The 14,070-nt window shown below is 63.8% G+C and carries 11 protein-coding genes and 1 pseudogene; 6 read left to right on the forward strand and 6 right to left on the reverse strand.

Features of this window, described 5'->3' with window-relative positions; genetic code table 11:
* Positions 1 to 98 precede the first annotated feature (98 nt).
* Positions 99 to 1,292: an MFS transporter gene (locus MUB52_RS20730; RefSeq protein ID WP_263846061.1), complete on the forward strand. Its 1,194-nt coding sequence runs from the start codon at positions 99 to 101 to the stop codon at positions 1,290 to 1,292.
* 40 nt (positions 1,293 to 1,332) lie between these two features.
* Here MUB52_RS20730 and MUB52_RS20735 read toward each other — a convergent pair whose 3' ends face one another.
* Complete coding sequence (locus MUB52_RS20735) at positions 1,333 to 2,793, reverse strand: hypothetical protein (protein ID WP_263846062.1); 1,461 nt, start codon at positions 2,791 to 2,793, stop codon at positions 1,333 to 1,335.
* A 128-nt stretch (positions 2,794 to 2,921) separates the two neighbouring features.
* Here MUB52_RS20735 and MUB52_RS20740 point away from each other — a divergent pair, with 128 nt between their 5' ends.
* Positions 2,922 to 4,157: a glycosyltransferase gene (locus tag MUB52_RS20740; RefSeq protein ID WP_263846063.1), complete on the forward strand. Its 1,236-nt coding sequence runs from the start codon at positions 2,922 to 2,924 to the stop codon at positions 4,155 to 4,157.
* A gap of 49 nt (positions 4,158 to 4,206) precedes the next feature.
* Positions 4,207 to 5,643 (forward strand): lipopolysaccharide biosynthesis protein, encoded by a 1,437-nt coding sequence (locus MUB52_RS20745; protein ID WP_263846064.1) that lies wholly within the window; start codon positions 4,207 to 4,209, stop codon positions 5,641 to 5,643.
* 3 nt (positions 5,644 to 5,646) lie between these two features.
* Here the strand turns inward: MUB52_RS20745 and MUB52_RS20750 are convergent, their stop codons facing one another.
* From MUB52_RS20750 to MUB52_RS20765, 4 genes are read right to left on the reverse strand one after another with little or no spacing between them, the layout of a single operon-like run.
* Complete coding sequence (locus tag MUB52_RS20750; RefSeq protein ID WP_263846065.1) at positions 5,647 to 6,588, reverse strand: sulfotransferase; 942 nt, start codon at positions 6,586 to 6,588, stop codon at positions 5,647 to 5,649.
* Positions 6,588 to 7,586 carry a hypothetical protein gene (locus MUB52_RS20755; RefSeq protein ID WP_263846066.1) on the reverse strand — a complete coding sequence of 333 codons (999 nt, stop codon included), beginning with the start codon at positions 7,584 to 7,586 and terminating at the stop codon, positions 6,588 to 6,590. The genes MUB52_RS20750 and MUB52_RS20755 overlap by 1 nt, the downstream gene beginning before the upstream one ends.
* A gap of 17 nt (positions 7,587 to 7,603) precedes the next feature.
* Positions 7,604 to 8,623, reverse strand: a complete 1,020-nt coding sequence (locus MUB52_RS20760) for a Gfo/Idh/MocA family protein (RefSeq protein WP_263846067.1) — start codon at positions 8,621 to 8,623, stop codon at positions 7,604 to 7,606.
* Positions 8,620 to 9,849 (reverse strand): glycosyltransferase family 4 protein, encoded by a 1,230-nt coding sequence (locus MUB52_RS20765; RefSeq protein WP_263846068.1) that lies wholly within the window; start codon positions 9,847 to 9,849, stop codon positions 8,620 to 8,622. Before MUB52_RS20765 ends, MUB52_RS20760 begins: the two co-directional genes overlap by 4 nt.
* A gap of 296 nt (positions 9,850 to 10,145) precedes the next feature.
* Between MUB52_RS20765 and MUB52_RS20770 the strand changes: the two genes are divergently transcribed.
* A complete protein-coding gene (locus MUB52_RS20770) occupies positions 10,146 to 11,606 on the forward strand; it encodes an NAD(P)/FAD-dependent oxidoreductase (RefSeq protein ID WP_263846069.1) in 1,461 nt (486 codons plus the stop codon).
* Between the two features lie 9 nt (positions 11,607 to 11,615).
* On the opposite strand, the gene MUB52_RS20775 is transcribed toward MUB52_RS20770, so the two are convergent.
* Entirely contained in the window at positions 11,616 to 12,602 is a 987-nt protein-coding gene (locus tag MUB52_RS20775; protein ID WP_263846070.1) for a glycosyltransferase, read from the reverse strand.
* Between the two features lie 217 nt (positions 12,603 to 12,819).
* On the opposite strand from MUB52_RS20775, the pseudogene MUB52_RS20780 reads away from it, so the two are divergent.
* Together MUB52_RS20780 and MUB52_RS20785 are read left to right on the forward strand one after the other, a co-directional pair.
* Positions 12,820 to 13,226: pseudogene (locus tag MUB52_RS20780) on the forward strand (IS3 family transposase); the annotation flags it as partial.
* A gap of 141 nt (positions 13,227 to 13,367) precedes the next feature.
* Entirely contained in the window at positions 13,368 to 13,589 is a 222-nt protein-coding gene (locus tag MUB52_RS20785) for a hypothetical protein (protein ID WP_263846082.1), read from the forward strand.
* Positions 13,590 to 14,070 lie beyond the last annotated feature (481 nt).

Genomic DNA, 14,070 nt, shown 5'->3' on the forward strand with positions numbered 1-14,070 from the left:
GATATGGACGGGCCGCGCGGGATGGCTCAAAACGGAGAACGGCGGCCGTAGGGGCGTCACTGTCGAAAGGGGTGCCAAAATTTGACGAACGGCGCCGAATGAGTGCTCTCACCATGGTCCGCTCCCATCTCCTGCCCTTTCTCAGCCTGCTCTTTGTCGGAACGCTCTGCGGGTCGATGATCGTCCCCTACATGGGGTTCTTCATCGTCGACGGCCTGGGCCGCGAGCCCTGGACGATCAGCCTCTACGCGGGCTGCGTCGCCGTTTTGGCGGTCGCGATCAACCGGGTCTTCGCGAAATGGATGGACGACGGCGCCCGCCCCTTCCCGCTGATCGGTATTGCCGCAGCGGGGTGTCTTGTTGCCGCCGCCGCCCTGACCTTCGCGCCCGCCTTCTGGACGGTTATGACCTTCGGCGTGCTCGGTTTCTCGGCCAGTGCAAGCGCCATGGCGACGATGTTCAGCCTGGGCGGCATCATCGCAGGCCAGCTCGATATCGCACGCACCAGCTTCAACGCCTACATGCGCGCGACGACCTCCACCGCCTGGATGGTCGGGCCAGCCGCTTCCTTCCTCGTCGCGGACCGGTTCGGCCACGAGGCTGTCTTTGCCTTTGCGACCGTCATGGCCCTGATCTGGCTAAGCCTTTGGTGGTGGGTTGCACCCCGCGACGCAGCGCTGAACCCCCGGCCCGCGCCACAGCCGGGTGCAGCGCATCAGGTCGGGCGGATCGGTCTCTGGATCGCCGTTGTCTTCGTGTTCTGCCTGTCGGTTGCCCATTTCCTCACTTTCACCGCGCTGCCGCTGTTCTTCGTACAAGAGGTCGGCCTGCCCGGCTACGCGCCCGGGCATGCGTTCAGCATCAAGACCTTCGTGGAGGTGCTGGCGATCCTTCTGACACCGCTGCTCATCGCCCGGATCGGAATCAGGCGGCTGCTTCTGGCCACCGCAGTGTTGGCTGTGCTGGCGATCCAATACCTGGCATCGATCCAAAGCTACGGCCAGATGCTGCTGGGGGCCGCGCTGGAGGGGTTCTATTATGGTCTCTTCTCGACCCTCGGCATCAGCTTTGTCCAATCCTTCGCGGAGGATCGCCCCGCTTATGCGACTGCGATGTATTGGAACACGCTGATGGTCACCGGGCTCTTGGGCGGACCGGCAGCGGGGCTCATCGCGCAGCTTTATGATTTTCGCACGGCGATCCTCGTGGCCTCGGGTGTGGCGCTGCTCTCGGTGATCATCCTGGGTCTCGGCGCGCGGCACCCGCAGGTTCGAGCCAGCTCAGCCTCGTGATGCCAGTGGTGTGGCGGACGACGGTCGCACCGCGTTCCGATCAGCCCGGCACCTCTTGCCGCGGCGGCGTGGTGCTCTGCACTGCGGATCGCGCGCGCCAGTGACTGACGAAGAGAACCGACAGGACCGGCAGCACCCAGATGACCCGCGACTGATACCGCTCCACCGGGGCGGAGAGCCCGCCGAAGATGCCGGCGTTGAGCAGCACGCCCACGAGAACGCCGGTAACCAGCATGGCGTGTTGCCCGGTGAGACGTCCAGATGCGGCCAGCAAAACCAGCGGCACGCAGAGCAGCCAGGTCGCCCAGAAGACAATGTCGTCGAAGGCGGCGAGGGCTGGGCGCACCGGATGATCGGGCGCTGGCCGGATCGGGCGATGCCGCGCATCCAGATCTGCAGCAACGGCGATATTGCCGGTGCCGATCAGGACTGTCTGCTTCGCCGCGTTCTTCAGCAAGGATCGGCTCTGCGCTATGGGATAGGCCCGAAACGCCTGCGCCAGAACCGCGAACTCCTCCTCGCGGACCCGATCCATCTGCTCGGCGGAGAGCGACTCGATCCCCTCGTCGTCCCAGAGAAACTCACCGACGTGTTGCGGGATGTCGCGCCCGAAGAGCTCGCACAGCGCAAGCTCGGCCTCCGGACAGGCCTCCTGAAGATACCAATAGGCCGGGCCGTCCTCCAATGAGCGAGCAAGCAGAATCGGCAGGCGCTGCGGCGTCGCGCTGGCCTTGCCCAACACCGCGGAACTGGCTGCCATGTTCAGAAGCGGGGCGAAGAACAATGGCACCAAAGCCGCGGCGATGAACCCCACGGACAGCCTGCGCTGACAGAGACGCCAGAACAGGACGAGCCCTGCGATCCCCGCCATCAGCGGGGGATAGCCATAGTGGAAGGTCACTGCCAGCGCAGCGAGCAGCGTGAAGGCCACCCTTTGGCGGGGCGTCAGCTCGTCGTATCTTGCAAGCAGAAGTCCGCCGTAGAGCACGATGACACCTGCAAAGACATCCGGCATCAGATAGACGGAAAACCACGGCAGCGTCGTCAGCGATGCGACGAGCACAAATCCGATGATAAGCGTATATGGGCGCTGCACCATGACATGATCGACAAGAGCGAACACGAAGAGCAATGCGATGAATGCCTGAAAAACAGGCAGTGCCCAGTATCCCGCGGTGGCAAACGCCGCGTAGGCCAGTGCGGAGTAGGTAAATGAGCGGCCCGTGGTTGATTTTCCGTCCGCATCGGTCGTGAGCGTTGTGCCCTGCGCTGGCGTGGCAGCGGCCGTTGGGCCGGTGGATGTCGCCCCATCCCAGGCCGGCAGAAGGTCGAGCAGTGTTTTCCAGATTGCACCCCCGCCGCGAAAATATGAAGCTGTGTCTGCAAAGACGAAATGGCTGGAGAATGCCCAGATGGGCCAGCACAGCACCAGCGACAGAACAAGGCACAAAAAGACGCCTTTCGGCGTCAGCAGAGGAGTTCGTGAGCGAATGTCGTGCATGGCGCCAGCTGTCCGAACCTGTATCGCGCCGAGCCTAGTGTCCGGCTGCGGTGAAATCCAGCGTCCACTCCGGCTGCCTGCGCCAAGATCCGCGCAGTCGCCCTGCGCGTAGCCCAGGAGATCCCCGCATGTTCGACGACAGCAAGAAAAGAAAGCGCATATTGTTTCTGGCCCGTGCGATGCCCTGGCCGTTGCACGGCGGAGCGCGGCTCCGGGACTTCAACATGCTGCAGGCGCTCAGTGCCGACTTCGAGGTTGATCTTCTCACCGTCGGCCGCAATCAGCCGCAGGTCAGCGCGCTCTGCGCCGAGGTTCATCTTCCGACACCCTACTACGGCGACGAAAACATCTGGCTGGCGCTGTGCCGCTGGGGTGCCGCAGGGATCGAGACCCTGCGCGGCCCGGAACCGCTCTGGCTCACCTCCAAGACGAACGGAACGTTGCGCCGCGCCATCCGAGACCTCGCCTCGGATCAGAGCTATGATGCGATCCTCGCCTCTGAGCTCAGCTCGGCCAGCGCCCTGATCGGGCAGACCTCGACCCCGTTTGTCTACGATGCCCACAATTGTGAATGGCGGCTCCTGAACAGCACGCGAGAGAAGCAGACCGGCTTGCGGCGCCTGGTGCTCAACCGCGAAGTGCCGCGCCTGCGCGCCGTCGAGCGGCTGGCGGTGACAAAGTCCGACATGGTCTTCGTGACCGCGCAGACCGATCTGGACGAGTTGCGTGACCTGGCGGGCGCCGAGATGGCGGCGGTGCGGGTCGTCCCCAGCACAATCGACCTCGACCGGTACCGAGGCGTTCGCGAGGGCACGCCGGAGCCCGGCACCGTACTTGTCCCCGGCAAATATGACTGGCAGCCCAACCTCATCGGGCTGGAGTGGTTCGCCGACGAGGTGATGCCCGTCTTGCGCGACAAGATGGCGGGCCAACCGCTCAATGTGATCGTCGCCGGCCGCATGACCGATGCGACACGGGCCAAGCTCGAGGCGATCGACAACGTCACCGCCGCACAGAATCCGGATGACATGCTCGACTACTTCAGGCGCGCCTCGGCCATTGCGGTGCCGGTTCTGGTCAGCAGCGGCACGCGTCTGCGGATTGCCGAAGGGCTGGCCTCGATGCGGCCGATTGTCAGCACCACGGAAGGCGCGGCGGGGCTCGACCCGGGGGCGGCGACACCCTGGCTCGTTGCCAATGGCACCGAAGGCTTCGCCGACGCGCTGTCCAGGATTCTGCAGGACGGTGCCCTTGCCGACGCCGTAGCGCGGGATGGATGGGACTTTGTTCAGGCGCTCGACTGGCGGAGCTTGCGACAGCCACTGGCCGAGGCCTTCGGGCAGATCATCGGATCGCGCCGTTGAAGAGAATGCAGCGGAACAACTCATGCGATGTCGGGGCTGACGTACGCTGATGTCAGCGGCAAGGTCTTCTTACGTCACCGGTGCGGTTGCAGTCGCTGTGTCCACATTCCTCTCGGCGGCAGGCGGCTTTGTGTCGCTTTACTTTCTCGCGCGGCTTTTGTCGAAAGATGAACTCGGCGGCTATGCCTTCACTTTCAACATCCTGACGCTTCTGGCCCTGGTCGCCGCCTGGGGGTTCGAACGGAACATCATGCTGAGGGTGGCCCGGTTTTCTTCGGCCCCTGCCGATCTGCGCGGTCGCGGCCTGGCCCTGCGCGCCACCATCATCTCGGTGCTGCTCGCGCTCGCTCTGGCAGTCGGCTTGCTGGTCGCAGCCCCCCAGCTTGGCATGATCGGGGCAACGGAGGAGGCGCGCGCATGGATCCCGCTGCTTGCGGTCGCTCTGGTCCCGATGGCGGCGGCAGCCCCGCTGCAAGCCTGGTTCCGGGCAAACGGCAGGGTCGCAACCGCGAGCATGAGCTATGGCCTCGTGAACGCTTCGCGCGCGGTCCTGCTCGCCTTGGTGTTCCTGCTCGGCGGCGCGGCTCCGGCCGTCGCGATTGCCGTGGTGATCTCGACACTGGTTCCGATTTTGCTGATCGGATGGGCGGGGCGCCACGCCCGCACGCGCCCGCCGGTCTACCTGCGCCCCAGTGACATCTGGACGGGCGCCGTCGTTGTGGTGCAGAAGATCTCCAACTATGGCCTCCGGATCATCGACGTCATCCTCGTCGGCCTGCTGATCACCGCTGCGGAAACCGCCGAGTATGCCGTGGCCGCGCGGCTCGCGGTCTTCTGCGGCATGGGCAGCGAAGCCCTGCAGCCCACATTCGTGCCCCGCGGACGCCGGCACTTCGCCACGGGCAACCACGCCGCGGCGTTTCGCGAGTATCATCTGGCCCGCGCCTCGGGTTTCGTGATCTCGCTTGGCGTGGCAACACTGCTCGCCGTGGTCGGGCCGCTGTTGCTCGGAATCTTTGGCGCCTTTCAGCCTGCCTACGGGCCGATGCTGGTGCTATCGGCAGGCTATGTGGTCACCGCGGGTGCAGGGTTGCACTTTCCGTACCTTCTGACCCGGGGGGAGCTCTTCGGCACAACGATCCTGCGGCTCTGCGCGCTGCTGTTGCTGATCGGCAGCGCCTTCGTGCTGGTCCCGCCCCTTGGAGTGCTGGGCGGCGCCTTGGCCCTCGGCCTCGCGGTGCTCGCGCTGAACGTCGCCGCGCTGATCTACCTGCACCATCTCACCGGCTTTTGGGGCATGACCCGGCCCTCGGTCGCCCTGGTTGGCGCCGCCACCCTTCTGCTGCTGGCCGGCGGGCTGGATCTCATCGCGCCCGCCCCGCTTGTCGTGGCCCTGCTTGGCGTCGGGGTGGCAGCTTTTGTGATCGATCACCATACGAAGGCCGCCGGGCTGGCCGTGCTGCGGCGGGTGCGCGCGCCCTCCTAAAGATCAGACCTCGTCGCCCGCGTAGCGCTGCAAGAACGGTGTTGCCTCGATCAACCGGCGCACCCGCGCGATCTCCTCGGCGTCCCAGCCCAGTTCTGCGCGGGTCTTGCGGGGCGCGGCGAAGCAGAGAGCGGCGCAGGCATCGAGATAGGCGGGATCCGCGTCGAGCCCGAGCCAGCGCACAAGCGCGCCCAGTTCCCGCTGTGGCGCGGCAATGTGGTCCTCATGCGCGAGGCTGAAGACACGCTCCGCGCCGTGCGTGCCGATCATCTCAAGGTGGATGCGGGTGCGCTCCTCCAGCATTGCGACGGCCCGCGCGATGCTGACCGCACCATCGACGTGGCGCTGTGACCGGCGGACGATGGTCGAGACCACATCGAAGGGGTTGCGGTAGACGTGCACGAACCGCACAGGGGCCTGCATGGTCTGCTCGATCCGGGGCGCGAGATGCGGTCTGCGCCCGAAGCGCATCGTGTCCGCGCTGCCATCCTTGTCACCCAGCACCTTCAGATGGCGCAGCCGCCCCTGCCATTGGCCGGCGACATCATAGGTATATCCGCCCTTTCGCGCCGTGCCGAACCTGCGGCTGAAATTATGCGGTATGCGCTTGCTGTCCGCCACCAGAAGGGCTGCGACACGGGCGCGGGAGAACCCCCAGATCAGGTGATCCACGATGCCATATTCGCTGCCGATCACCGCATCGGGGTGCGCGTCGATCAAGGCTCCGATCAGGCTGTGGCCGCTACGTGGCGTGGACAGGAAGCTGCACCACGTCTGCAGCTGGCTCAGATCAACCTGATTGTCCGCAACCAGCGCACTGCTCTGTCGAAAGTCCCGCACGAGCCGGCGCGCGATGATGCCGCGATAGTGCACCGCCGTCTTCGCTTCGCGCAGCCGGTCATGGACTGCAGGGGCCACGCCCTGTCGGGTCGGCGGCGAATCCATCAGCGGCTGGCAGGATAGAGCCGCAGCTTGTCATCCACGGTCAGATGCATCGCGCGGTCCATCTCGAAACCTGCAAGGCGATCCCTGGCGCCGCCGGGACCCGCCGCGTACCCCATCATCTGCCCCGCCGCATCGAAGACCAGGCCCGCAAAGAGCGCCACACCATGGGTCCGTTCGGTGACATCGGGCAATTGGCGGAAAATGTCGTGCCGCATGCGGACATATCGCAGCAGGGGGATCGCCGGCCCGAGCCCCAGATACATGGCCCGGCGCAGCGGGCTCCACCCTTCGCTCTTGGCCCGGTTGGCACCGTAAAGGCGCCCGACGTCCGAGCGCAGCCGCGTCGTCGAATCGAGGCTTGACGGGTTGATATGCCGGATCCGGCAGGCGGGCTGGAAATAGAGCTGCGCGCCGCTCTCTTTCAGCAGCCGGACAACATCGCCCTCGCGGTTGCTGCCGTCAATGACCTCGTCCGGCGTCAACCGTTGCAGCGCAGACAGCCGGAAGGCACCGTTATGGTGACTGATCCAGTCCGTCGGGCCCTCGGGGTTTGCTGCAGCCCATTGAGCGTAGGACAGCATGAAGTTCGCCCAGCTCAACCGGGTCGACGGGTTTGCGTTGAGCATGCCCGACCCGACACCGTCGACCCCCGTCTCCTCGAAGGTGCGGATCATCGTCTCGGCCCATTCCGGTTCGGTGAACGCATGGTCCTCGATCGTCGCGACATAGGGCGCGCGGGCCTCAAGCGCCATCCGCGCGCAGCACCTGTCGACAGTGTCGATCGGCTCGGTATCGAACACGCGGTAGGATCCGACCGCGTCCAGAAGGTGCTGCACGGGTGCCACGTCCGTTCCCGGCTGTACCCAGAACAACAGCTCGATCTGCTCTGCGATGGTTTGGGCCGCGATAGCGGCAAGTGTCATATGCGCCGCCTCAGCCTTGTATCCGGTGGTGACGACCATGGTAATGGCGGGTGTCTTCGTCTTGGCTTTGGACATCTGGGCGGTCCCCCGTGTTATATCGCTGGCTGAGAAGTGGCATGGGCGGCCGAGAGTGCGAGCGCCAGAGCCCGTCGTCCGACCTCCAGTGGCACCTCGTTCTGCGCCGGGCCATCGGCTGAGCGCGCCGCACGTACGAAGCTCCGCAGTGCAGCCTCGAAAGATGGGTCCGGTTTATAGCGGATATCGGCGGCATCGCGAAGCATCTGCAGCCGCTGCGAGAGGCGGTCGCCGAGGCTCAACGCATGTGCGGGTCGCGAGAGCAGGGGCGCGCCGTTGCTGTATAGATCGATTTCGAGATGTCCCGCATCGCACAGCAACTCGACCTTATGGGTGTTCTGCCCGGTCAGCTGCCCCACGGTGATCGTGACCGGCTGTCCGCTCTCCAACTGGGCGCTGACGGTGGCCAGGCTGCCCTCGTCCTGCTGCGTGATCTGGGCGCGCACCGACGCAGGGGCGAAATCGGCCCCGGCGAGATAGCGCACGATGTCAAAGTGATGGATGGCCAGATCGGTGATGGCATCGCCGCCTGCCCCGGCTGCGCTCTTCCATCCGGGAAGCACACGCTTTTCAGATGTAAAGAGCGTCCGCACGGCGACGAGACCACCCAACGTGCCTTCGGCCAAAGCCTTGCGCGCGGCGCGGTACTTCGGATGCAGCCGGAAGTTGTGCCCCACCATCGCGACCTTATCGGTGCCCTGCGCCGCCGCGATCATCCGGTCGGCATCCTCAAGGCTGAGTGCAATCGGCTTCTCCACATAGACGTGCAGGCCCGCCTCGAGCCCCGCAATCGCGGCGTCGGCATGATGTGCAGGGGGCGTGCAGATCACCAGCGCGTCGACCTCACCCAATGTGATGGCGCGGTCGACCGACATGTAGGACACGGCACCGGGGTGCAGCCGGGCCATCGCCTTCCGCGCATCCGGGTCCGGATCAATCAGCGCCGTGACCCGCGCGCCCGATATCCTCGAAAGAATGGGGCCGTGATGAAAGCCTGCAACACGGCCGCAGCCGACGAGCCCGATACGCAATGTCACTTGATGTATCCTTTGTTGTGATGATCTGCGCGCGCCTCGACCCGAGCCGCGCAGATCGTTTTCGCCTTCTCGTAAAGCGCCAGCAGCCGATCCGTGTGGCGCGCCCGGCTGTACTCCGTTTCGGCCCGGTGCCGACCCGCCTGACCCATTTTGATGCAGAGCGCCTTGTCGGACAGCATCCGCTGCAGGTTCGCCTGCCAGTCAGCCACATCTCCGGGGCTGGCGACAAGACCGGTGGTGCCATGCAATATCACATCCGAGATCGCACCGGCGTCCGATCCCAGCACGGCGGTGCCCCGCATCATCGCCTCGAGCGTGACGTTGCCGAAAGGCTCATGCCAGACGGAGGGCACCGCCTGAACCCAGGCTCCGGCGAGCGCCCTGTCCATGTCATCGGGCGCGAGATGCCCCAGAAAGCGCACCGCTTTGCCCTGGTCAGCCGCGCGAGCGCGCAGGGCCACCTCCTCCGGTCCTGTGCCGGCGATCAGCAGCTCGGCCTGCGGAGATTGCTGGCGCACCCGGGCAAAGGCATCGATCAGAACGTCCACACCCTTTTCACGCGACAATCGCCCGCAGTAAGCGACCGTTGGGTGATCAGCGAGCGCGGCAACCGCCGCCCGGTCGTCCACCGGGTTGGGCAGCACCTCCACATCGGTCCAGCCGGATTCAACGAAACGGGACGCAGCGCGGCGGCTCAGAACCGTGGTCACATCAAGCACCGCGCGCCAGCGGTTCAACAGCCAGGACTGCACTTGCGCCATCCGGTAGGTCCGCGGCGACACACAGCCGGTGGCACGGCAGATGGGGCCGGCCAGATGGGTGCAGTTCGTCCTGTCAGGCAGAAGCTTCAGGCCATTGGGGCAGATTTCCTTGTAGGTCGGAGCCTGATGCAGGACCGGGATATCCCGCAACAGAGGCAAAATCAGGGGTGAAAGCTGCCACAGAAACGATCTGATGTGCACAACGTCGGGGTAGTCTTCACGCAACTCCTGTCGCAGGGCGCGCCAAGCGGTCGGATTGACGCTTTGCAGAACGACCTGTGCCATATCGCTGCGCCCGTGACAGCTGCGATCCGCGACCAACGGGAAGCCCGGCATCATCTTTGCGTCAGAGGAAAAAAGCCGCGTAACATGGCCTCGGCTCTCCAAACTGTCCCGAATGGCGAGCATCTGAAGCTCGGCTCCGCCGTACGCGCGTCCATGGTCGTTGATCAAAAGAACTCGCATGTCTTCCAAGGCACCGTACAAACAGGGAAATCGTTGACGTTCCGTCGCCTTCTTTAACTAGCGTGAAGGCTGACGAAACGCGATGATTTGTCGGCAAGAAGTTCTTTTGACGACCAAAGATTCAACAGAAAAAGGCTCAGCGCGCGGAAAACGACCAGTTTTTGGCAGATTGCCGCCAAATCACCGTTTTCAGCGCGACAACTGCAGTGTTAAGAATGATTAACGCTAGGTTAACGTGCCCGGTCCGTGGTATCCGTCCGCGGAGTGTGTTTGCAATTTTAGATGGTGGGATCGCTGTGTCTGAACGTGTTGTTGTTATTGGAGGCGGGCCTGCTGGACTGACGGCGGCCTATGAATTGTCGAAAGTCGCGCCCGACCACACGCCCGTGGTCTTCGAAGCGAGCGACCTGGTCGGAGGAATCGCGCGCACCGAATGCCATAACGGCTATCGATTCGACATCGGTGGGCATCGCTTTTTCACCAAGGTGCGCGAAGTCGAAGAGATGTGGCACGAGGTGCTGGAGGACAACTTCATCACCGTGCCGCGCAAGAGCCGGATTTTCTATCGTGGGCAGTTTTTCGACTATCCTCTGCGCCTGTTCGACACGCTTGCGAAGATCGGCATCTACGAAGCGTTCCGCATATCCGCCAGCTATCTGAAATGGCAGGTGCGCCCCTATCCGAAGGAGGACAACTTCGAGGAGTGGGTGATCAACCGATTCGGCGGACGCCTCTACATGCATTTCTTCCGCAGCTATACCGAGAAGGTCTGGGGCATCAATCCGAAGAACATCCGAGCCGATTGGGCCGCGCAGCGAATCAAGAACCTGACGCTCACCAAAGCGGTCTGGAATGCCATATCCGGTGCGAACGATACAGCCTCGCTGATTGAGGAGTTCCAGTACCCGCGCCTTGGGCCCGGCATGATGTGGGAGAAGACCGCATCGCTTATCGAAGAGCGCGGCGGCGAGGTCCATATGCGCGCGGCCGTGACCAAGCTGCACCGGGTGGACAACCGCATCACCGCGGTCGATGTCGAGCGCTGGGACGAAAGCGGCCAGCCCTTGGGCACCGAGACGGTCGAGGGGGATGAATTCATCAACTCGATGGATCTGCAAAGCCTCGTGCTCGCCATGGATCCACCTGCACCGCCCCATGTCGTCGAAGCGGCCAAAAACCTGAACTACCGCGACTTCCTGATTGTCACGCTGGTGCTCGATCACGCGGACCCCTTCCCGGACAACTGGATTTACGTCCACAGCCCCGATGTAAAGGTCGGGCGGATCCAGAACTTCCGCGCCTGGTCGGCCGAGATGCTGCCCGATGCCAATACAGCCTCGATCGGCATGGAGTATTTCTGCCAGGAGGATGACGGTCTGTGGTCGATGAGCGACGAGGACCTGATCAAGCTGGCCGGGGCCGAGCTGGAACAGATCAACCTGGCCGGCAAAGAGCATGTGGTTGGCGGGTTCGTGATCCGGCAGCGGAAGGCCTATCCAATCTACGACCCGCAGAGCAAGGACGCCCTTGACGTGGTGGCCGATTGGATCCGGGGGCTCGAAAACTTCCAGACCGTAGGGCGCAACGGCCTGCACCGCTACAACAACCAGGACCACTCCATGCTGACGGCAATGTATGCGGCCCGCAATATCGCTGGAAGTCAGGAAGACATCTGGTCGGTGAATGTCGATCGCTCTTACCACGAAGAGATGGAAGTGGATGAGGCCGAAGATCAGAAGCGCTACGCGGCGGAGTAGCGCAGCCGGTCAGACCAGCCTCAGCTTGACGAGCGCATACCCCGCGCCGGCACAGAAATAGTGCAGCCACAAAACGCCGAGCGCCGCAACCGCCCCGCGCGGCCCGTCAAGCCGCGTGACCAGCGCCAGAAAGGACCGGTTGGTCATCGCCAGCGCCCCGATCGACCCGCAGGCAGCCAGGGGGCCGGCGGCGCCGACAACCGGAAGCGCTGCAAGGCAAAGCAGGCAGAAGCCGACCAGACCGACCGAGAGCTTGGCGCCCGACGAGACATTCAGGCTCTCCGGCGCCTGCCGCCCGGCCGCACTGGACATCAGTCGCGTCCAAGGCACGGCCCGATGCCACAAATCCGTGCGTATCATGCCCCGGACCGACCAGTACTTCTGGTGCGTGCCCTGGATGCTCGGGTCGAGTTCGATCTGGTATCCGGCCTGGTGCAGGCGCATGCCCAACTCGATGTCTTCCATCATGGCAACGCTGGCATCGAAGCCACCGATACTCTCGAACACCTCCCGCCGAATGGCGCCGAGACCGGTCCAGAACGTGGAGGCAGGACCGGCGTTTTCGTGATGCACGTGGTGATGCAGCAGGTTGCGCAGCCGGCTCACCGTCTCGGGCCGGGTCGGTGTATCGTCATAGGATCCGAACACGGCCGCCGGCGCATCCGGGCGCGAAAACCAGGCTAGAACCCGCTCACGCACATCTGGCCGGACAATTACATCCGCATCCACGAACAGGATGATATCGGCGTCTGCAATTGCAGCGGCGCGGTTCCGCGCACCCGCAGCCCCCAAATTCCGCTCGAGGATCATCGGCTCAAGGCCGTGCTGCCTGACGATCTCAACCGTGTTGTCTCGCGATCCATCGTCGGCGACGACAATATCAGGCGCAGCGAAGCCCGCTGCGAAGAGCCCGCAGAGGCAGCTTTCCATGTAGGAGTCCGCGTTGTGCGCGGGCACAACGGCACAGATCGAAAGCGGTGGGCTATCGGCAGTCATGAACCTCTGTCACTTGTCATCTCGCCGGCCTCTGGCGCCGGTTTGGCGACACTTTAGAGTGTCACTCAAGCGCCCGCCATCGTGGATGGTGACTGGCATGCACGAAAGGCCGCTCAGAGACGCGGAATACAGCACATAGGCCTGCGTCCGCGCACCATGTTGATTCTCCCTCCAGTGAAGTGGTCCTCCGCCATGTGTAGGAAAACGGAGGAAAGAGATGGTCAACAAGCGAACGAAGTCGGAGCAAGTGAGCACGAAGGTCCGGCAGGTCGAGGTTCTGATTGGGCAAGGTATGCCGCGTCTGGATCGGATCCGGAAGACCGGCGTGATGGAACAGACGTTTTATCGCTGGAAGAAGAGATGCGGCCCAGCCGGCAAGGATCAATTGAAAGAACTGAAACGCCTTCGGAAAGAGAACGAGCGGTCAAGCAAAGCCGTTTGCGACCGGAGGCTGGGCAAGTTGATCCTTGCCGAAACTGCGAAGGGAAATGTCTGAGGCCCGCCCGCCGCCCCGCCTGCATCGATCGTGTGTGCGTTGAACGGAATGTATCAGAGCGCCGCGCCTGCCGTGTTCTGAGGCAACAGCGATCCACACAACGCAAGGTGCCAGACGGGCGCCCTGACCTGGCGCCGGTCGGTGTTGGAGCGACTATGCCGAGGTCTCGAACTTGCACCGGAGGTCCTCGATCGCAGTCCCTTCAAGGTTTCTATTGGGCAAGCACAAAGCGCTGGAATTCTACGTGTCTTATCGCTGGTCCGCCGGTTGTGCTATTTGAAAAACCTTCCTCTGCATTCGACGCCGTCACGCAAAGGCAGACCGCGCACCTCATTGCCGACGTGCAAGCCGAGGCGGGTTTCGCCGCGCTGGTCATAAAGCGCGAACTTGGTTACGCCGCTACCGAGGCCGATGACATCGCGGTTCTGCGGACAAGTCAGATCGAAGAGATGGAGCCCGCAAAGGACTTTGCCTTTGCCTCCGCAAACTGACTATGGCCGCACCCTGCGAGACGCCACCCTGGCGCTTGGGGACTGGAGCGTGTCGCTTGGTGCAGATCGCCCTCAGCTTTCGTCTGCGGGCGGCTTTGGTTGTGTTCGGCACACCCGTCGCAGCTCTTACGCTGCCTTGGCAGGCGCCCGGTGATCCTGCCCTCGCCCTAGCGCTGGCCCGGTTTCCAGCGCAGGTGATCAAACGGGTCCGCCCAGAAGCCAAGTTCTGCCCTGCATCCCTCAATTGGTTCGGCCCTATTTGCCGGGGCGGCTTCGGGCAATCCTCCCTACCGGGTCGCGACGTCCAGCCAGACCGTGTGGCGGTCATGTCCTATACCTTACCGCTTGCGTTGCTCGGGTCGGCTATCGCTCTCGCGCATATCGCAATGACACTCTGCTTCCGATACGCCGAAGCCTCGCGGTTGGTCGCATTCGAGTACATTGCGCTTCTTCGGCCAGTCCTCGCGGAGTTGTTGATTTT

The organism is Roseobacter sinensis (assembly GCF_025755255.1).
Taxonomy (GTDB): Bacteria; Pseudomonadota; Alphaproteobacteria; order Rhodobacterales; family Rhodobacteraceae; genus Roseobacter; species Roseobacter sinensis.